Consider the following 19,328-nt stretch of genomic DNA (forward strand, 5'->3'; position numbering starts at 1 on the left):
GGATTTTAAGAAGAGATAGTTATGAGTATTTTGAGTTAATAAAATTTTATCGGTTTATGGAAAACCTTTTTTGGTTTCTAAATTAAATGTTAAATTGAGCTTTATAATTTTCTTTATTGAATTAGTTTCTAATAAAATCCCTTTAATGATAAAAGTTGCTTGTGCTATTATAGAACATGAGGGTAAAGTATTGTGTGCGCAAAGAAGCAGTAAAATGCATTTACCAAACAAATGGGAGTTTCCTGGTGGAAAAGTAAAAGAAGAAACTCTTGAAGAGTGTCTCACACGAGAAATTATAGAAGAATTAGGAGTAGAAATTAAAGTTTTGGAACAATTACCCTCCAACGAACATAGCTATCCTGAATCAAAGAAAATTCAATTGATACCTTTCCGATGTTCTTTGCAGACTTTCAAAATTATGCTTTTAGAACATTCGCAAGTAGAATGGTTTCCTATTGAAAAATTAAAATCTTTAGATTGGGCTGAAGCAGATATTCCAATTGTTAATTATTATATCAATAAGTATAAATGAGTTTTGAAACAGGCCTTTACGAGCAGCTAATAACTAAATTAGTTTCCAATAAACTCGAAAATGTAGATTTACAGAAATTCCACGTTAGCGAAACACCTTTGGATAAGGAAGAAGCTTCTCAATATTTGAGTACTTATTTGAGTGAAAACATCAAATTTGCGTTGGAGGAAATCAAAGATAAAGACCGTCCTTTAAAACAAATTGAATTATCGAATAAAATTATAAATCTTTTAGTAGAAGAGCTCAAGAGTGCAGAATTCTCTGAAAATTTAATTGAAAACGAAGGAAAGATTTTACAGGCTGTTTTTTCTAAACTAGATTTTCCATATTCAAATTTGAAGGCCAGGCTGAAGGAAATTACTCCTTACACTCGGTTAAGTCAAAGCGAACTATTTACCGGAAACAATGTTGGAATTTCCTTGGAGAGTGAAATTAAAAAAGAAATTCTTTCTGCCGATGAAATATGCTGGCTAGTTTCTTTTATTAAATTTTCTGGAATTCGAATATTTAAAAAGGAACTAGAAGAATTTACCAAAAGCGGTAAAAAATTAAAGATTATTACCACTTCTTATATGGGTGCCACAGATGTAAAAGCTGTGGAATACCTCTCATCGCTTGCAAATACTGAAATAAAAGTTTCCTATAATTCAGAACACGAAAGGCTGCACGCAAAAGCTTATTTATTTTTACGAAATTCAGGTTTTCATACTGGCTATATTGGTTCTTCTAATCTTTCTCGTTCAGCTTTAACTAATGGCCTGGAATGGAACCTTAAAGTTACCACCCAAGAAATAGGTCATATTATAGATAAGTTTCAAAAAACTTTTGAAACTTATTGGGAAGATCCTGAATTCGAATTTTATAAAAAAGGCACACATAGAGAAAAGCTAAGCACTGCTCTTAAAAGACAGAGTTCATATAATACAAGTCAAATTACCACTTTCTTCGAACTAAAACCATATTCTTACCAAGAAGAAATTTTATCTAAATTACAGGCAGAAAGAGAAATTCACAATCGAAATAAAAATTTATTAGTTGCAGCTACGGGAACAGGAAAGACCGTTATTTCTGCTTTTGATTTTAAGAAATTTAAGAACAAAAATCCAAACTCAAAATTTTTATTCGTTGCGCATCGTAAAGAAATTTTGATGCAGGCACGTTCCACCTTTCAGCACGTTCTACGCGATGCTAATTTCGGTGAACTTTGGGTAGATGGGAATGAACCAGAAAAGTATGATGAGCTATTCGCGTCTGTTCAAACACTGCACAGTAGATTGAAAATGCTAGATTTAGCAGAGGATTTTTTCAACTACATAATTATAGATGAGGTTCATCACATTAAAGCTGACAGCTATCGTCCAATTTTAAAAAGATTTAATCCAAAAATTCTCTTAGGTCTAACCGCAACTCCAGAAAGAATGGATGGTGGTGACATAGCAGAAGATTTTCATAATAGAATTGCTGCGGAAATAAGACTACCTGAAGCCCTAAACAGGAAGCTTCTTAGTCCTTTCCAGTATTTTGCACTTTCCGATTCCGTTGATCTTTCCAGCGTTCAATGGCGAGGTAAATACGAAGTAAAGGAGCTTACTAAACTTTATACTGAAAATGATCGGCGATTAGCTGACATTATAAAGAATTGTGAAGAATATTTAACCGACATTAATGATGTTCAAGCTCTTGGGTTTTGTGTAAGTCAGGAACACGCCAAATATATGGCTGAGAAATTTGTTCTTTCTGGTTTAAAAGCAGATTATCTCGTTAGCGGAAATAGCGGCTCAAGAGATTTGGTTAGAAACAAACTCATTAAAAAAGAAATTAATTATCTATTTGTGGTCGATATATTCAACGAAGGTGTTGATATCCCAAATATTGATACAGTTCTTTTCTTAAGGCCAACTGAGAGTTTGACAATTTTCTTACAACAGCTAGGGCGTGGATTACGCTTAGCTGAAGATAAAGATTGCTTAACGGTACTTGATTTTGTAGGAAATGCTAGGCCAGAGTATGATTTTGAGCATAAGTTTAGAGCGCTTGTTGGTAAAACTCATACATCTATAATCACAGAGATCGAGGATGAATTTCCACATCTTCCATTAGGATGCTCAATTGTACTAGAGAAAAAAGCTAAAGAAGTAATTCTGCGAAATATTAGGGAGGCTACTGAATTTAGAAGACCTCAACTTCTTCAGAAAATTCAAAGATTCAAACATCACTCGACACTCCCGCTTACGTTACATAATTTTTTAGAGTTTCACCACTTAGATATCCGACAGGTCTATAAAAAAGGAAGTTGGAAAAGATTATGTGCAGATGCTAAAGTAATTCCAGATTTTAATGAACCTCAAGAGAAAGAATTAACTGCTTGCCTGCAAAGAAAGCTTATTCACGCCAATTCTCTTACTTACTTGAAATTCATTAAAAAATTGATTTCGGAAAATATAAATCTTGATTTGTTAAACAAAGAGGAAGAGGTTATGCTTCTAATGTTTCATTACGACGTTTGGAAAGAAACTGGTACCAATTTAGGCTTCTCAAATGTTAGAGAAAGTATTCGTTCTCTTCTGAAAAATAAAAATATGCTTCGTGAAATGCAGGAGTTCATAGAATACCAAATTGAAAAAATTGAATTTGTAGAAAAAGATATAGATTTGGAATTCGATTTCCCTTTAAAACTTCATAGTAGATATAATAGAGAAGAAATTTTAGTAGCATTAGGTTTGAGTAGCTTTAAGAAGAAATCATCAAACCGGGAAGGAGTAGCTCAAAATAAAGATTTGAATATAGAAGCGCTCTTTGTAACACTTAAAAAAACTGAAAAAGAATATTCCCCTACCACAATGTATGAAGATTATGCATTGAATAAGAGATTATTCCACTGGCAATCGCAAAACAGTACTGCTCCAGATTCTCCAAAAGGCGAGTCCTATATTAAGCACCGGGATAAAGGAAAAAAAATACTCTTATTTGTTAGAGAACAGAACGTGGATGAATATGGGTTTACAATGTCTTATACCTTTTTAGGTGAAGCAGATTTCGTGAAATCGAAAGGCGCTAAACCAATGAACGTTAAATGGAAACTTCATGAAGAAATGCCTTCTTATATTTTAAAAGAAAGTCAGAAATTGGCAGTAGGATAATATGTCTGAAGAAATTATTTATAAATATTCGAACTATTTTAAAAAACTAAACCGTGGTTTCAGCGAAAATCTAGGTAGAGCTCCTCATAAACCAATTCTTCTTCTCGCCATAATTCAGCTAATTGCTAAAGGAGTGATTAAATCAAACAGAATATTTATTATCTCCGAAATTATTCTAGCTTTTAAGCAAAATTGGGAAGAACTTGTACAAACTGGTCATTCTCGAAATTTCTCTTTACCATTTTTTCATATGAGATCAGAGCCATTCTGGCATCTAGTTCCTAAACCGGGAAAAGATATCGTAACCACAAGTTCTAAAAGTATCAAAAGCTTTAATAATTTAAATGAATCAATTGCCTTTGCTGAGATAGATAAGGATTTATTTTTCTTACTTCAGCTTCCAGAAAACCAATTGTGGTTCGAGCAGCTTTTAATTGAAGCTTTTTTTCCTGATTTCAGAAATAATTACTTGAGACAAGACAATTATTATGAAGAAAATAAAATTAAAAACGAGATACTAAATGAGCCCAAAGAATATTATCAGAATCATATTGCCGAATTAAGGGAAACTTTGGAGCAGAGCGATTTTGAAGAAGAAATTTTCGTGCGAGGTGGAATGTTTAAAAAAACTATACCCAAAATTTACGATTACACCTGTTGTATTTCGGGTTTAAAAATAAATTCTACTCAAAATGTACAAATGGTAGATGCCTGCCATATTTATCCTTTCAGTATTTCGAATGATGATACAGTCACGAATGGTATTGCATTATCACCAACACTTCATCGGGCCTTCGATCGTGGTCTAGTAACAATTAATTCAGATTTCTTAGTTAGAATTTCACCAACAATAGAGGATGAAAACTCAAGCTTCCCACTGTCAGCTTTTGAAGGAAAGCAAATTTTATTACCAGAAAATGAAAATTGGTTTCCATCACCGGAAGCTTTAAAATGGCATAATAGGGAAGTTTTCATATTATAAATTCATAATCAACATTTTTTTTGCGTTAGGGATTGCAGTGGAAATCCTTTTTGGGAGAAACGAGCAAACTACCCCAGAGCAAGAACCTGAAATATTTAAAAAAACTTCAATTTCAAGACAAACCATAAATCATTAAATCTCGATTATCGAGCAAAAAGATTGTAGCGTAAAGCCCGACCCGCCAGGGAAACGCCCAAATAATTTTTATTCTGCTTCAATTTATTGATTTCTATAAAATTGCTTTCTTTTTTACAAAACCTTCACCAATGTTCAAGCTTTCAAAGTCTTCTATTTTCTTAAATTTGAAATAAGCAATTTCGGGGTAGGCCGGCAAGGCTTAAAAAAATTGATTTCGAGGAGAACCCGGAATGAATTTTAAAACCTCACTTATCGAGTAAAAATGAGCATCGCTGAAAAGTTTGAATTAGATGAGCGGCAGCAGGACCGGGTGATTGCTATGGCCTGGGAAGACCGTACGCCATTTGAAGCTATTGAATACCAGTTTGGACTTACCGAAAAAGAGGTGATTAAGTTTATGCAAGAGCAAATGCACCCGTGCAACTGGAGAAAATGGCGCGCCAGGGTACAGGGTAGAAAGACCAAACACGCAAAATTAAGGGATATGGAGATCTCCAGGTTTAAGTCTGCCGCACAACGCCAAATTACCGGGAATCGCATTTCAAAAAAGAAATATTAAGGATTTGAAACACTCTGGAAATCAATTAATTTCTACTTAAACTTAATTTTAACACAACTTTTCCTTATCTTATACTTCCAAAAAACTCAAAAAATGGAAGGTTCCCGTAAACATCCCAAGCTTGTTAAAGCCTTTAGCGGTAGTTTTCTTTGGCGAAATACCGGAGGAATTATTATAGATTATAACGGGCGTTTGCTTAATTCGGCGAATTACCAATACAAGACTTCTGGAGGGAAATTCATAAAAATAAGATTTAAGAAAAAACTGAATTCGGCTAAAAAACTACCAAAATTTAACTGCGCGTGGAAAATGATGACGAATGTAAATTGTTCGTTGAATTGAGATTAGCGTTTATATATTTAATTCTTTTGCAGATTTAAGAAACAACCTAGACCCTGAGACAAGCTCAGGGTGACGATCTCACGATATGATGTCCCTAAGCTTCGGGATATTTCAGGAGCTAGAATGATGATTAATCTATACCTATTAGAACCCCCGATCAAGAATTGGGCGCAGGCTCTGACAATCTGATGGAATTAAAATTACTTAAACCCCGAAACAAGTTCGGGGTGATGGGGGAACCCTTAATCCTGGATTCCTAATTAAAGATCTTACTCGTTAAATTCCTGTTATTTCAAACTTCTTTAACGCCTTAAACTTCTAATTCCTCCCAACTTGCAAACCAACCAATAAACAAACAACATGAATTTGAATAATAAAGTAGCCGTAGTAACCGGCGCAAGTAGCGGAATTGGAAAATCTATTGCCGAAGAACTTTCTAAAAAAGGCTGTAAAGTAGCCTTAGCCAGCCGTAGCCTGGATAAATTGAAAGATATAGGAAAAGGCCTTAGCGATAGTTTTGAAGTGGAAATGGACGTTACCAGCGATAAAAGTGTGACTGAAGCTTTTGAGAAAATATACGATAGATTTGGAAAGATAGATATTCTGGTAAATTCGGCAGGAGTGATGCCCCTTACCTACCTTAAAAACCGCAAGCTAGAAGACTGGCTACAAACTATTGAAGTTAATGTAAAAGGAACGCTACGTTGTATCCACGCTGCGCTTCCAACAATGAAAAAGCAAAAAAGCGGACATATAATTAATATAGCCTCGGTAGATGGAAAAGAGATTTTTGAAGGCGGCGCTGTATATGGTGCTTCTAAGGCTGCAGTGATAGAACTTTCCCGCGCCATGCGAATGGAACTTTCTCCCGACTTTAATATTCGAGTAACTTCTATTGAACCGGGAACTGTAGAAACACGGCTTAGGGAAGACATTAGCGATGAAGAATTACTGGAAGACAAGGATTATGGCAACGGCGAACCTAAATTAGCTCCCCAAAATATTGCCGATGCGGTTCTTTACGCCACTACCCAACCCGATAGTGTGAATGTAAACGAGTTGCTTATAAAACCTACCGGAAAGAGCTAGAAAGCAGTAGTTTTTAAAATTGAAAAATATATTTGAACAGGAACCCCTCCGGCCTGCGGCCACCTCCCCTTAAAAATAAAGGGGGGGGGAACTTTTGGGTTGTTTTTAAAACAATTTATTGAGAGAAATCTTCGTGTTTTAGAAGAGCGAAAACCAGAATCATTTTATTTTCAGAATCTATCCTGAAAATGATTACATATCCTTTGAAAATCATTTCTCGAATATTTTCATTTTCAAAATAAATTGATGGACGAAAAGAGTATGGGTAATCTGAAATTTTTCGAATTTCAGACAATAAGTCGGTTTTAAATTTTCTAGCCGCTGCGGGTTTATCTTTTGCAATATATCTTACCTGACGTTCAAGTTTAGTCCTGAATTTTGAAGATAATTTAATCTTCATATTCACTTATAACCTTTTCCAAATAGCTGTCATATTCTTCGAGATCCATTAAATCGGAATTCCCTTCTTCAATTGCTTCCAGCTCCTTTTGAAGATTTGCTTTTTGCTTTTCAAAATCTGAATCAGGGATAATTTCGAGTTCATTTTTATCGAACTTATCCAAAAACTCCATTAAGTCTTTATAGGCTTCTCTAGTACTAACTTTTAGGTGTATGTTTTCCATTTCAACAAGCTTTCTTATAAAGTTAACGAAAAAACCTTACAAAACCTCTTTCTGGTTTTTGGCGTAGTTACGCCATTTTTCAATACAAGCCTGGATATCTTCAGGGATTTCTGTATTGAAACTCATTGCTTCGCCGGTTTTTGGGTGGATAAACCCAAGGGTTTTGGCGTGTAGTGCCTGGCGGGGCAAAATCTTAAAACAGTTATCTACAAATTGCTTGTATTTACTAAAAGTAGTTCCTTTTAAAATCTTTTCACCACCATAGCGCTCGTCGTTAAACAGTGTATGCCCAATGTGTTTCATATGCACCCTAATTTGGTGCGTTCTTCCGGTTTCGAGCTGGCAGGAAACCAAAGTTACATAACCAAAGCGCTCTAAAACTTTATAATGGGTTACTGCGGGTTTTCCTTTTTCGGCTTCATCACCTTCATAAACCGTGTTTTGTAAACGGTTTTTAGGATGACGACCAATATTGCCTTCTACCCTGCCCTCATCTTCTTCAACATTTCCCCAAACCAGGGCCACGTATTCGCGTTCGCTGGTTTTATCAAAAAACTGTTTGGAGAGGTGCGCCATTGCTTCCTCAGTCTTGGCGATAACTAAAAGTCCGCTGGTATCTTTATCAATTCTGTGCACCAAACCTGGCCGGTCGCTGGAGTTATTCGGCAGATTTTCAAAATGGTAAATCAGTGCATTTATAAGCGTGCCACTGTAATTTCCGTGACCGGGATGTACTACCATTCCTGCCGGTTTATTTACCACAAGCAAGGTATCGTCTTCATAAACAATATCTAACGGAATATTCTCTGGAGTAAGCAAAAACTCGTACGGCGGATGCTCAAACATTACCTGCACCACATCACCGGCTTTTACTTTATAATTTTGCTTAACCTTTTCTTCGTTAACGTAGATGTTTCCGGTTTTGGCGGCTTTCTGAATTTTATTCCGCGTGGCATTTTCAATAAAATTCATTAAGAATTTATCTACCCGCAACGGACTCTGGCCGGGACCGGCCTCAAATTTATGATGTTCGTATAAAGTTTCGTCCTGTTCCTCTATTTCGTGTTGCTCGTCTTCCTTCATTAAAATTCTATTTCCTCCTCTTCAGAAGTTATACTATCCTGCTCTTCTTCACCTTCCATTCTATATCTTCCCGAGCCATCGCCCAATACAAGATCAATTTTAGAAGTTTTCATCAACTCATCTCCCGGTTCCAGTTTTTTACCTTTATGTCTTAATTCCAATACCGCGTCTTCGGCAATATCGGGTTTATAACTTACGTCACCAATTTCAAAACCTAAAGATCGCAAGGTAGGTTCGGCCTGGCGACGGGTTCTCCTAATCAAATCGGGGATCATTATTTTTCGGTAACCAGACGGATTCAATGTAAGGTAAATCTTTCTGTTTTCCTTTACAAATTGTCCCGGTTCCGGTACTTGTTCTATTACAGAATATCGCGGAAAATCGGGATTAAAATTTGCCGAATCCAGGATTTCATACCTTAAATCGAGTTCAGCCAGTTGATCGTCTACCACATCTAAAGACTGTTTAGAGAGGTCTGGCACTGCAATTCGTTGATCCTGGTTGGTAGAATAATCCAACCATCTAAGAGCTAAAAAAGCGAGTACCACAATTACAATGGCAGCAATCACCAATTGAATTAAAAAGGTTTTGCTGAAAATAAATTTAAAGAATCCCATACATTTGTTTCTAAGCAGCAAAGATATAAAACCCCTGCTTTTGGTGACAGATTGTTTGTAGATTTGTTCTCACAGTTATCGGTACTGGGTTTTGAGTCCTCAGAGAGTATTCTAACCAGGCCAAATAGCTGAAAAACTGTTAACCGAAAACAGATAACTGACAACTGATAACGGAGAAATGAAGAAAAAAATTGCCATCGCCATGGGCGGCTTTTCCAGTGAATATAGAATTTCCATCAATAGCGGAAATATGGTGTATAAACATCTTAACCGCGATTTGTACGAACCATACCGCGTGCATATCTTGCAAAAAGAATGGTTTGTGGTGGCCGATGATGATACTCCCTACCCGATTAACAAAAACGATTTTACCGTAAAAATTGCCGGAAAAACAATTTCTTTCGATTGCGTTTTTAATACTATTCATGGTACACCGGGAGAAAACGGACTCTTGCAAGCTTACCTGGAATTGGTGGGAATCCCACAAACAACCTGTGGTTATTATCAGGCAGCTTTAACCTTCAATAAACGCGACCTGATAAGCGTTTTAAAACCTTACGGAATAAAAACTGCAGTTAATTATTTTCTGAATAAGGAGGACAAAGTGAATGCGGAAGAAATTATTGCGAAGGTCGGGTTGCCTTGTTTTGTTAAGGCCAATCGCGCCGGCAGTAGTTTTGGAATTACCAAGGTTAAAACCGAAGAAGAATTAGTTCCTGCCACAAAAACCGCTTTTAAAGAAGATGATGAAGTGATTATTGAATCTTTCCTGGATGGCACCGAGGTTTCTGTTGGGGTGATCACTTATAAAGGAAAAGTAAAGGCGCTTCCGGTTACCGAGATAATTTCTGAAAATGAATTCTTTGATTACGAGGCTAAATATTTAGGAAAATCACAGGAAATCACCCCGGCCAATATTTCTAAAGAAAAAACCAAACAGGTGCAGGAAATCGCCAAGTTGATTTATACAAAACTCAAAATGCGAGGCTTTACCCGTTCCGAATTTATTTTTCATAATGGCGAGCCTCATTTTATTGAAATGAATACCACTCCCGGTTTAAGTCAGGCGAGTATTCTACCTCAGCAAGCCGAAGCCGCCGGAATCACTTTAACTGATCTCTACGGAAGTGCGATTGAAACGGCGCTGAAAGCCCCCTAGCTTCCCGATGTAAATTCGGGACAAGCACCGAAGGAGGGATCTCATTGGAGAAAAAATATGGCCTACTTTGTTCGTGATTTTGCGATTTTTTTATTTCGTCCAGCTGAACTTGTTTCAGCTTCTAACATGTTTTAATCACCAACAACTTAGATCCTGAAACAAGTTGAGGATGACGCTTAAAACACTTTTAAGGTGGTAGCTTTAAAAAACTGTATGGAGAAAAGCTTCAGTAACAAAATACACTTCTCGATACTTCCTCCTCGCGTTGGGAACTCGAAGTAACGAGTAGTTCCAAACAACAAACCACCTCCCCTTTTGGGTACTCCTCCTTAGGAAGGAGGAGAGCTTTTTGAAAAGATCGCCACGCTCGTGCCTCGCTCGCGATGACGTTCCCTGGTAATTTCCACTTCTCATACTTCCTCCTCCCATCAAAAAACCGGAAGTGACGGAAGAACTGGAATAAATTCATCTAAAAATGACTAAATTAGATTTCCGTTTTCACGAAAATGACGAAATTGAGTTTATGATTTCCCGTTAGAATTTTTCCCGATATATATCGGGACGGGAAAGACAAAAAAGTTTCCCGTCTGCACGGGAAAGACTAAATTTGATTTATGAAAAAAGCAGTATTTCCGGGGTCTTTTGATCCTATTACTTTAGGCCACACCGATATCATTGAAAGAGCACTCCCGTTATTCGATGAGATTATTTTGGCTATTGGTACGAATTCCGATAAAAAATATATGTTCTCGCTGGAAGAACGACTTCATTTTTTAAAAGAAACGTTTAAAGATGAACCCAAAATAAACGTAACTACTTACAAAGGACTTACCGTTGATTTCTGCAAGGAACAAAACGCGGCTTTCCTCCTACGCGGATTACGAAATGCACAGGACCTTGAATTTGAAAAAGCCATTGGGCAAACCAATTACAAAATGAGCGGGATAGACACCTTGTTTTTTATCACTTCTTCCGGAAAAAGTCATATTTCCTCTACTGTGGTTCGGGATGTGATTAGAAATAATGGTGATTATAAGTTTATGGTGCCAGATGTGGTGAGGAAGTGAAATGCCGTTAATCAATATTAGATTATATTTTTAGTGAATTTGTTTTTAGAATTAAATTAGAATGGATATTCAAACCACTAAACTTAAATTACTTAAAACAATTTTGGAGAATGAAAATTTAGAATTCATCCAGAAAATGGCTGATTTTGTTAAAAAATAAAATCCGGATTTCTGGGAGGAGTTAAACCAAAAAGAACAGAACGAGATCAGGCAGGGAATTGAAGAGTTGGATAAAGGAAAAAGAGTTTCCTACGAATCTTTCTTAAAGAACATTTCCTGATAAAAGTTTATCTTTCTGAACTCGTATCAAACTCTAAATCAACTACAACTTAGATCCTGAAACAAGTTCAGGATGACGTTTAATACGTTTTCTAATCAACTTCCTTCTCCGTCGGAAACTCGAAGTGACGGGAACTACAAATCCTAAACCTCAAACAACAAACCCACTGCCAACTGCTCACTGGGATACTGTCCACTGAAACACTGTATACTAAAAAACTATCTCTTAATTATCGCGCGTTTTACTATTACGCCTTCGTTGGTGAAGATCTGCAAGGTGTAGACCGATTCTTCCACGCCCTGGATAGTCATTCTGTAGAAGCGGGCATTGGCGTTATAATCCTGCTGCATAATGTAACGCCCACGGGAATCAAAAACCCGCACCTGCTCAATAAACATTCCCTCGGGAGTGGCAATGGTGAAAATACCGTTGTTGGGGTTTGGGTAGAGAAATAAATATTCGTTCTCCCCCGGTTCGGGAAGATCACAGCCTTCGCCGCTAATTCTTACATGTATATTTTTATCGTTCTTGTTTCCGTTAATATCTTCTACCTCAACGTTTACCGAATTCATCCCTACCTCCTTACAGGTGAAAACCGACTTGCTAAAACGGTAAATTAGCTCTTCGCTGCAATTATCTTCAGCTGAAATATCGCTTTCTTCCAGGTAGGAGAAACCTTCATTGTCTAGTGTGAGTTCTACCAGGTTTGTATTTATCTCTGGTGGAAGTTCATCCCTAACATATACATTTATGGTGCAACTGCCTGTTTCATCCCCGGAATAATCTAACTGAATAAATGCCGCACCTAAATCTTCGCAAGTAAAATTTAACCGACTTGCCTCTAAATTAAGTCCGCTGGCGTCGCCGGTGTAGAGCTCCTGAATATTGAGATTGGCCTCGCCGTTTTCATCAAGAAAAACTTCAATATTTTCACGGCATTCAAATTCTCCTGAAGCTTCGCCCCGTACTTCTACCGTGGTCTCACAGGAATCTATATTTCCAGCATCGTCCCGAACGGTTAAAGTTACCGGCACGTCGCCAATATCGGCGGTGGTGAAATCTACCTGACTTAAAGCCATGGAAACAATTCCGCAGTTATCGGTAGAATTATTATCCAGGTCTTCTGGACTTATACTTGCGGTACCATTATTGTCTAAATTCACCACATAACCGGAAACACAATTTGCAACCGGGTCCTGATCATCTACCAGGTTTACCATAAAATAGCACTCGTCTGTTTCGCCGTTAAGGCTGGCGGTGAGTTTAATTTGGGTGCTTTCAGTAAGTATGGTGCCTACCGGTGGGGTTTGTGTTATATCGGCACCGGGAAAATTAACATCGGCATTGGAGGTATAATCTGGTAGCCAGAAACTGCAATTATCGTCTGGGTTTACATTTTTATCTATTAGACAGGAAATATTTAAAACATCGGCTTCGGTTAATTCCAGCTCAAAACTACAACTGGCTTCCAGGCCGCCTTCATCTTCTACAAAAAGATTTACCGTAGTGTTATTATAAATTATCTCCCCGGCAGCGGGTTCCTGGCGGAAACTTACTTCACCACAATTATCTGAAATCCCGGCCATATTTACGTAATTGGGAACCTCAAAACCGGTATCGGGATCAAAGCTTTCTATCTGATCGTTAGGGCAGGAAATGCCTGGCGGAATTAAATCTACAACATTTACCAAAAATTCACATTCTCCCACAAATTCATCTGAACCAAACTCCCTGATTTCTACAGTTATTAAATAAGTATCCTCAGTTAGCTTTTCGTAAGTTTGCGTCATTGCCGGGTTAAAATTTTGGGCTTGAACGAAGAAGGTATAACTGGGTATATTTAGCTCACAATCTTCATCCAGCGTAATATTGGGGATTTCTGCTTCTTCGATACAGCGGTAAACACGATCTGTATCTTCTGGGAGAATTTCTATGGTAGTGGTACATTGGTCGGTATTTCCCGCAGCATCTTCTACATACAAAATAATATTTTTTGTTCCGGGAATTGTAAAAGTATCTTCGGAAAGCGTCCTGGTGATTTCACAGTTATCTTCGGAATTTAAATCTATAGCCGATGGCGAAATTGTAACACTCCCATTTTGCAATCTAAATTCCCTTCCCGGTGCTACACAATTTGCTACAGGTAAAATATAATCAGAAATCATTACTTCAGTAACACAAGTATCGCTTAAGCCTGTATCAGGATCTGTAGCGGTTAAAATCACGGTGTTTTCGCCAAGATTGGAACAATCAAAATTTTCTATATCTACACTTAGTTCCAGGTTTCCCCGCTCGCCATCCAAAATATCTTCAGGATTTAAAGTGACCTGCCCATCTTGGTCCAGGAAAAGCTCGTGAGTTACACATTCTATTTCGGGTGCGTTAGGGTCTGTGGCGTTTACGGTTATAGTAACTGTAGCAATATTAGAATCTAATTCCCCATCATTTGCGCGATAAGTAAAACTATCCTGACCCGAAAATGCATCCTCTGGCTCATATTCAAACGAACCATCAGAATTTAAAGTCACCGTTCCATTTTGCGCACCTTCTTCCAGATTTGCATTTAAATTATCTTCGTCTTCATCCTCATCATTTCCTAAAACGCCAGGCGCAGGAATATTTAAAATTTCGTCCTGATCTACTTCGTAAGTATCATCTTCGGCAATAGGAGCAGAATTTACCTGATTCACAGTAATTGTAACTCTTACCTCACCCGAAAAATCTTCGCCATCATAGGCTACGTAAATAAAATCATCTACTCCCGTAAAACCTGGGTCTGGTTCGTAGGTAAACGAACCATTGGAAGCGAAATTGAAATCACCATTTGCCGCAGGTCTTCTTAAATCTGCGGTAAGGTTATCTCCATCAGGATCACTGTCATTTTCCAAAACACCCGGTGCAGATATATTGAGTACTTCCCCTTGATTTATTGTGTAAGATTCAGCTAAAGCATTTGGTATTCTGTTTACCGGAACTACTTCATTCACCGTTATAGTTACGGTAGCAGGATCAGAATTTTCCTCACCATCTGTAGCATAATAGGTAAAAGTATCTTCATCTGAAAAATCGGTGTTTGGTGTATAAGTGAAAGAACCATCATTTTCAAAATCTAAAGTGCCATTCTGAACATCATCAACTAAAACTGCGGTTAATGCATCATCTTCAGGATCGGAATCATTTTCGAGAACTCCATTTGTTGCATTAACTACCAAAATTTCGTTTTCCTGGATGGAATAGTTATCAGGAACTGCCACAGGAGCTTCGTTTGGCGCAGAAGTAACTCTAATTACAACAGTTACCTCATTGGAGTTATCCTCACCATCTGTAGCATAATAGGTAAAAGTATCATCGTCATCTGTAAAACCAGGATTTGGGGTATAAGTGAACGAACCATCGCTTTCAAAATCTAAAGTACCATTCTGAACATCATCAACTAAAACTGCGGTTAATGCATCATCTTCAGGATCGGAATCATTTTCGAGAACTCCATCTGCTGCATTAACCACCAAAGTTTCGTTTTCCTGGATGGAATAATTATCAGCTACTGCTACGGGAGATTCGTTTGGTGCTGCCTCAGTTTCATAATCAATAGAAAAAGTACATTCAGGTTGGGGATCACACGGAAAAAAATCATTGTCAGAATTTAAAGTTACCACGACTTCACCTTCCTCTTCCGGTGTTACTTCGGCTGTAAAATTATCGTGGCGAGTAAAGGTTTTAAGTTGGAAATCGAAGTCAACATCAATTCCAGAAAAACCGGGTTGATCTCCGGTCATTTTCAAATTATTTACCAGAATATTACCACAATAATCAACTTCTAAATCTATAGGCAAATTTAATCCCTGGTTAAATTCCGTAACATATGCAAAATTAGCATTGGAATCATAAACATTTATAGAATAACTTGTGGAGGTTATTTTATCATATTCTGCAATTAAATCTTCGGGATTTTGAAAAATTCCATTGAATGTAATGTCGTTTTGATAATCAATAATATAGATATAACCATAATCATCTGCTACAATACTACCAGGAGCCCCTATATTGTCTAGGGATCCTTCTATGGTGTGAATATGATTATAGTTTTCATCAAAAACCAAAACTCTGCCATTAGGAGTTGAACCTCCACTGTCAGCGACATAAACTCTCCCTATTTTATCTACTGCTATTCTGTATGGTCTGTCTAATTCTATTCCCGAATTATCTGGCGGGAAAACAATGGGATTATTATAATTACCTGCTTCATATACGGCAACTTTATCATACTCAACATCATAATTTCCATCTGGAGTAAATGCAACAGCGACATAAATATTCCCGGCAGCGTCGGTTACAATTCCAGTTGGTCCGACATCATTGCTAGAATCATAATTAGGTACCTTAAAGTCATCCAGTTTAGCAGTAGCACTATTATTATATATATTTACCTGCTGTTCATTTTTATCTGCTAAATACAATCTTTGATTACTCCCAGGTAAACTTGCTTCAATATCTAAAGGTGAACCTAAATCGTCTCCATTTATCGATGTTTCCTGAGAATTTTCGGATATTAAATTTAAAGATTTTACACCGTTGCCATAAGTAAGATAGAAAATATCATCTTCAGTATATTGAGTGATTGAAATAACTGCATCTTCAAACTCTCTCCTTAAAAAATTTTCTAAATCGAAGTAATCTAATAATCCTCCTTCAACATTAAATCTTTCAATTACAATATCATTGGCTCCTTTTATGAACTCAGGAATTAGTCTCTCAAAATTTCCAATTTCTCCATTTGGCACTATAAAATCATCTTCAACTAAATCACGATTTATAGGACCTTCAAAGTTTAGATCTAAAGGAATGGGACTTTCATCTGTAGGATCAGGTGCTGAGCTGTTAATTGTACAGTCCTGCCCAAACCCAAAAGTAAAATTCAGTAAAAAAAAGAGTAAAAAAAGCGCAGTAGGTGTACCAAACGGCTGTAGCCGAAAAGTAAAACCGGGTGATGTAAAGTAACTTTGCTTCATAGCCGGATTTTAGCGCTTCCGGCAGTAAAGATAAAACTTGTGGCGTGAAAGATTTAAAAATTACGTTAATTATACGGTTTTCCGTAATTTAAACCCGGGCATAAAAATGCCTGGCCAGGTAGCGGCCGGGGAAGTGTTGTTAAAATTTTCCGGGTAAGAAAACAATGAGAGTGGCTTTTTGCTAAAGCCGCTTCGCCACATTATCCTGAACCTGGTTCAGCATCTAACTTCTTAACAACCTAGATCCTGAAATAAATTCAGGATGACGTTCTCATTATTAAAACAAGTCCGCCTGAACGGTCAGGTTCAACATAAGCTAAATGGACTAAAATAGAATATTAGCCACTCTCATTATTCCCGGAAACTGAAAATTACCTCGCGTTATGCTTCGGCATTTTCATTGTTTTTTACCACCAATCTAAATCCTTCGCCGTGAATGTTTAAAATCTCTACATTCTCGTCTTTTTTAAGGTATTTACGCAGTTTAGCGATATATACATCCATACTTCTGGAGGTAAAATAGTTATCGTCTCTCCAAATTTTGGTAAGTGCCAGTTCTCTTGGCATTAAATCGTTCTCGTGCAGCGCAAGTAAACGCAATAACTCGTTCTCTTTTGGAGAAAGTTTTTGAGCTTCTTCGTCTTTATAGGTTAAAAACCTTAGTTTAGAGTTAAGGTGAAAACCACCAATCTCGAACTCAAATTGCTTAGAGTCTGCCACGCTATCTGTAGCTTTACGCTGCATAATGGCTTTTATCTTCATAAGCAATACTTCGCTGTCAAAAGGTTTGTTTAGGTAATCGTCTGCCCCAACTTTGTAACCTTTAAGCACGTCTTCTTTCATCGCTTTGGCGGTAAGGAAGATAATTGGGATTTCTTCGTTCTTTTCCCTTATCTCTTTAGCCAGCGTAAAGCCGTCTTTGTAAGGCATCATGACATCAAGAATACAAAGATCAAAATCGTCTTTTTTAAACTTTTCAAAACCTTCCATTCCGTTTTTGGCGTGCGTTACTTCGTAATCGTTCATCGCCAAATAATCTTTTAAGACGGTTCCAAAGTTTGGATCGTCTTCTACTAACAAAATTTTCTTGTCTTCAGTTTCCATATATTTAAGATATTAGAGGTAATTTAATTATAAATGTGCTTCCTTTTCCTTTTTCGCTTTCTACCGATACCTGCCCGTGGTGATCTTCAATAATTCTTTTGGCATAGGCTAAACCTAAACCGTGACCTTTCACGTTATGGATATCTCCGGTATGTTCACGATAAAACTTTTCAAATATTTTCTTTTGCACCAACTTAGTCATTCCCGAACCCTGGTCGCGAATTTTAAGGATGATGTAGTTCTTTACATTTTCAGTATAAATATCAATCTTAGGCGTCTCTGGTGAGTATTTTACCGCATTGTCCAGTATGTTTACTATCACATTGGTAAAATGATCCTGATTGGCCAAAATTGAAGAGCGCAGTGCCCCAAAATGCGTTTGTATATAACCGCCACGATCTTCTACAATTAATTCTATATGGGTAATGGCATCTTCTACAATCTCATTAAGCTGAAGCCTTTCTTTTTTAAGGTCCAATTCATTTTTATCCAGTTTAGAAATTCGTAAAACGTTTTCTACCTGGGCGTGCATTCTCCTGTTTTCGTCACGAATCATCTTAAGATAGCGCTTTTTCTTTTCTTCGTCGCTGCTAATCTTAGGATTCTTAATGGCGTCTAAAGCCAGGTTAATAGTGGCAATAGGCGTTTTAAATTCGTGCGTCATATTATTTATAAAGTCGGTTTTTATCTGTGAAATTTGCCGTTGCTTTATCAATTGCGATAATGCGCTGGAATAAGCAATCACGATAATAAGCGTAAAAATTATAGAAAGTGCGGCCATTAATGTTATAGATGAAAGCACTACTTTTTTCTTTTCGGTAAAATTTACCAGCAGCTGGTAATTGCTATTTCCCATATCGTCTGCAAAAAGCGGAACCCCGTAGGTAGCGGGATGGCTTAGCGAAAAATTCTCGCTGTGCAGATTGGTAGAAATACTATTGCTGTAAACGCCATATTCAAACTCTGAATTGATATCGCGGTTACTCAATTCCTGGGCTAAAAGCCTTTCTATTGTAGCCTCGTTCACTCTTTGGTGCAGTGGAAGCCTGCTGGTATGCTCGGCAATATATTCTTTAAGCAAATTCTTCTCATATTCGTCCATACGAATAATACGCTCTATTTGCTGTTGAGAGCTTAGACCGCTACCGTCTATATTATTACGGTTATTCACAATACTGGTCACCTTTTTATTGATGAGCTTGGTAAAGGGAATACTATCGCGGGCCGATTCTATAAAGCCTGAAGAAACCTTATAATCTTCTTCCAGAATAGCATCTGAATGAAAGAGGGTTTGGTTTCTTAATTTGTTTTCGTTTATATAAGAATACTCGGTAATCGTGGCGGCCTGCAGCCGACTATTTGTGCTGTCGGCATCTTTAAATTTCATCCAGTAATCTTCAATTTCCTGGTTTTCAATTTCATTAACCACTCTTAAGAGTACCTGTTTCACATCGTAGGTAAACTGCGCTTCTTTGTCGTCTACGGTACTCTTAATCCAGTATCCCTGCACAAAAATAATACCGATAAGGGAAAGGCTCATTAAGATAACGAGAAGTAAAAAAAGCTTTTTATTCATGCTGCCAAAAGTAAGATTTTAACATTTA

15 protein-coding genes are annotated in these 19,328 nt (G+C 37.2%); 8 read left to right on the forward strand and 7 right to left on the reverse strand.

The window, feature by feature from the left end; translation table 11 throughout:
• The first annotated feature begins 145 nt into the window (after positions 1-145).
• The 6 genes from AO058_RS16425 (at position 146) to AO058_RS16450 (ending at position 6,782) form a co-directional block, all read left to right on the forward strand.
• Complete coding sequence (locus AO058_RS16425; RefSeq protein ID WP_075328011.1) at positions 146-532, forward strand: (deoxy)nucleoside triphosphate pyrophosphohydrolase; 387 nt, start codon at positions 146-148, stop codon at positions 530-532.
• Complete coding sequence (locus tag AO058_RS16430; protein WP_075327526.1) at positions 529-3,672, forward strand: DEAD/DEAH box helicase; 3,144 nt, start codon at positions 529-531, stop codon at positions 3,670-3,672. The genes AO058_RS16425 and AO058_RS16430 overlap by 4 nt, the downstream gene beginning before the upstream one ends.
• Before the next feature lies 1 nt (position 3,673).
• Entirely contained in the window at positions 3,674-4,654 is a 981-nt protein-coding gene (locus AO058_RS16435) for an HNH endonuclease (protein WP_075327527.1), read from the forward strand.
• Between the two features lie 400 nt (positions 4,655-5,054).
• On the forward strand, positions 5,055-5,351 hold the full coding sequence (locus tag AO058_RS16440; RefSeq protein WP_075327528.1) for a TIGR03643 family protein: 297 nt from the start codon (positions 5,055-5,057) through the stop codon (positions 5,349-5,351).
• A 93-nt stretch (positions 5,352-5,444) separates the two neighbouring features.
• Positions 5,445-5,693, forward strand: a complete 249-nt coding sequence (locus tag AO058_RS16445) for a hypothetical protein (RefSeq protein ID WP_075327529.1) — start codon at positions 5,445-5,447, stop codon at positions 5,691-5,693.
• Between the two features lie 360 nt (positions 5,694-6,053).
• Positions 6,054-6,782: an SDR family oxidoreductase gene (locus tag AO058_RS16450; protein ID WP_075327530.1), complete on the forward strand. Its 729-nt coding sequence runs from the start codon at positions 6,054-6,056 to the stop codon at positions 6,780-6,782.
• A 115-nt stretch (positions 6,783-6,897) separates the two neighbouring features.
• Here AO058_RS16450 and AO058_RS16455 read toward each other — a convergent pair whose 3' ends face one another.
• The 4 genes from AO058_RS16455 to AO058_RS16470 are packed head-to-tail and all read right to left on the reverse strand — an operon-like array spanning position 6,898 to position 9,105.
• Positions 6,898-7,182: a type II toxin-antitoxin system RelE/ParE family toxin gene (locus tag AO058_RS16455; RefSeq protein WP_075327531.1), complete on the reverse strand. Its 285-nt coding sequence runs from the start codon at positions 7,180-7,182 to the stop codon at positions 6,898-6,900.
• Positions 7,172-7,405 carry a hypothetical protein gene (locus AO058_RS16460; RefSeq protein ID WP_075327532.1) on the reverse strand — a complete coding sequence of 78 codons (234 nt, stop codon included), beginning with the start codon at positions 7,403-7,405 and terminating at the stop codon, positions 7,172-7,174. The genes AO058_RS16455 and AO058_RS16460 overlap by 11 nt, the downstream gene beginning before the upstream one ends.
• Positions 7,406-7,441: 36 nt before the next feature.
• A complete protein-coding gene (locus AO058_RS16465) occupies positions 7,442-8,488 on the reverse strand; it encodes an RluA family pseudouridine synthase (RefSeq protein WP_075327533.1) in 1,047 nt (348 codons plus the stop codon).
• Entirely contained in the window at positions 8,488-9,105 is a 618-nt protein-coding gene (locus AO058_RS16470; protein ID WP_075327534.1) for a PASTA domain-containing protein, read from the reverse strand. The genes AO058_RS16465 and AO058_RS16470 overlap by 1 nt, the downstream gene beginning before the upstream one ends.
• A 178-nt stretch (positions 9,106-9,283) precedes the next feature.
• Between AO058_RS16470 and AO058_RS16475 the strand changes: the two genes are divergently transcribed.
• Complete coding sequence (locus AO058_RS16475; RefSeq protein WP_075327535.1) at positions 9,284-10,264, forward strand: D-alanine--D-alanine ligase; 981 nt, start codon at positions 9,284-9,286, stop codon at positions 10,262-10,264.
• Positions 10,265-10,878: 614 nt separating this feature from the next.
• On the forward strand, positions 10,879-11,331 hold the full coding sequence (gene coaD / locus AO058_RS16485) for a pantetheine-phosphate adenylyltransferase (protein WP_075327537.1): 453 nt from the start codon (positions 10,879-10,881) through the stop codon (positions 11,329-11,331).
• Between the two features lie 498 nt (positions 11,332-11,829).
• Here the strand turns inward: coaD and AO058_RS16495 are convergent, their stop codons facing one another.
• The 3 genes from AO058_RS16495 to AO058_RS16505 form a co-directional block, all read right to left on the reverse strand.
• On the reverse strand, positions 11,830-16,620 hold the full coding sequence (locus tag AO058_RS16495; protein ID WP_075327538.1) for an Ig-like domain-containing protein: 4,791 nt from the start codon (positions 16,618-16,620) through the stop codon (positions 11,830-11,832).
• A gap of 381 nt (positions 16,621-17,001) precedes the next feature.
• Positions 17,002-17,724: a response regulator transcription factor gene (locus AO058_RS16500; protein WP_075327539.1), complete on the reverse strand. Its 723-nt coding sequence runs from the start codon at positions 17,722-17,724 to the stop codon at positions 17,002-17,004.
• A 4-nt stretch (positions 17,725-17,728) separates the two neighbouring features.
• Positions 17,729-19,300, reverse strand: coding sequence for a sensor histidine kinase (locus AO058_RS16505; RefSeq protein WP_075327540.1), 1,572 nt, complete (start codon positions 19,298-19,300; stop codon positions 17,729-17,731).
• Positions 19,301-19,328: the final 28 nt, after the last annotated feature.

The sequence above is a fragment of the Salegentibacter sp. T436 genome (genome assembly GCF_001932675.1).
In the GTDB taxonomy this organism is placed as follows: domain Bacteria; phylum Bacteroidota; class Bacteroidia; order Flavobacteriales; family Flavobacteriaceae; genus Salegentibacter; species Salegentibacter agarivorans.

Excerpts from the sequence above, each read along its gene's own strand:
- AO058_RS16425 (WP_075328011.1), top strand. The coding sequence starts at position 146 with ATGATAAAAGTTGCTTGTGCTATTATAGAACATGAGGGTAAAGTATTG.
- AO058_RS16430 (WP_075327526.1), top strand. The coding sequence starts at position 529 with ATGAGTTTTGAAACAGGCCTTTACGAGCAGCTAATAACTAAATTAGTT.
- AO058_RS16435 (WP_075327527.1), top strand. The coding sequence starts at position 3,674 with ATGTCTGAAGAAATTATTTATAAATATTCGAACTATTTTAAAAAACTA.
- AO058_RS16440 (WP_075327528.1), top strand. The coding sequence starts at position 5,055 with ATGAGCATCGCTGAAAAGTTTGAATTAGATGAGCGGCAGCAGGACCGG.
- AO058_RS16445 (WP_075327529.1), top strand. The coding sequence starts at position 5,445 with ATGGAAGGTTCCCGTAAACATCCCAAGCTTGTTAAAGCCTTTAGCGGT.
- AO058_RS16450 (WP_075327530.1), top strand. The coding sequence starts at position 6,054 with ATGAATTTGAATAATAAAGTAGCCGTAGTAACCGGCGCAAGTAGCGGA.
- AO058_RS16455 (WP_075327531.1), bottom strand. The coding sequence starts at position 7,182 with ATGAAGATTAAATTATCTTCAAAATTCAGGACTAAACTTGAACGTCAG.
- AO058_RS16460 (WP_075327532.1), bottom strand. The coding sequence starts at position 7,405 with ATGGAAAACATACACCTAAAAGTTAGTACTAGAGAAGCCTATAAAGAC.
- AO058_RS16465 (WP_075327533.1), bottom strand. The coding sequence starts at position 8,488 with ATGAAGGAAGACGAGCAACACGAAATAGAGGAACAGGACGAAACTTTA.
- AO058_RS16470 (WP_075327534.1), bottom strand. The coding sequence starts at position 9,105 with ATGGGATTCTTTAAATTTATTTTCAGCAAAACCTTTTTAATTCAATTG.
- AO058_RS16475 (WP_075327535.1), top strand. The coding sequence starts at position 9,284 with ATGAAGAAAAAAATTGCCATCGCCATGGGCGGCTTTTCCAGTGAATAT.
- coaD (WP_075327537.1), top strand. The coding sequence starts at position 10,879 with ATGAAAAAAGCAGTATTTCCGGGGTCTTTTGATCCTATTACTTTAGGC.
- AO058_RS16495 (WP_075327538.1), bottom strand. The coding sequence starts at position 16,620 with ATGAAGCAAAGTTACTTTACATCACCCGGTTTTACTTTTCGGCTACAG.
- AO058_RS16500 (WP_075327539.1), bottom strand. The coding sequence starts at position 17,724 with ATGGAAACTGAAGACAAGAAAATTTTGTTAGTAGAAGACGATCCAAAC.
- AO058_RS16505 (WP_075327540.1), bottom strand. The coding sequence starts at position 19,300 with ATGAATAAAAAGCTTTTTTTACTTCTCGTTATCTTAATGAGCCTTTCC.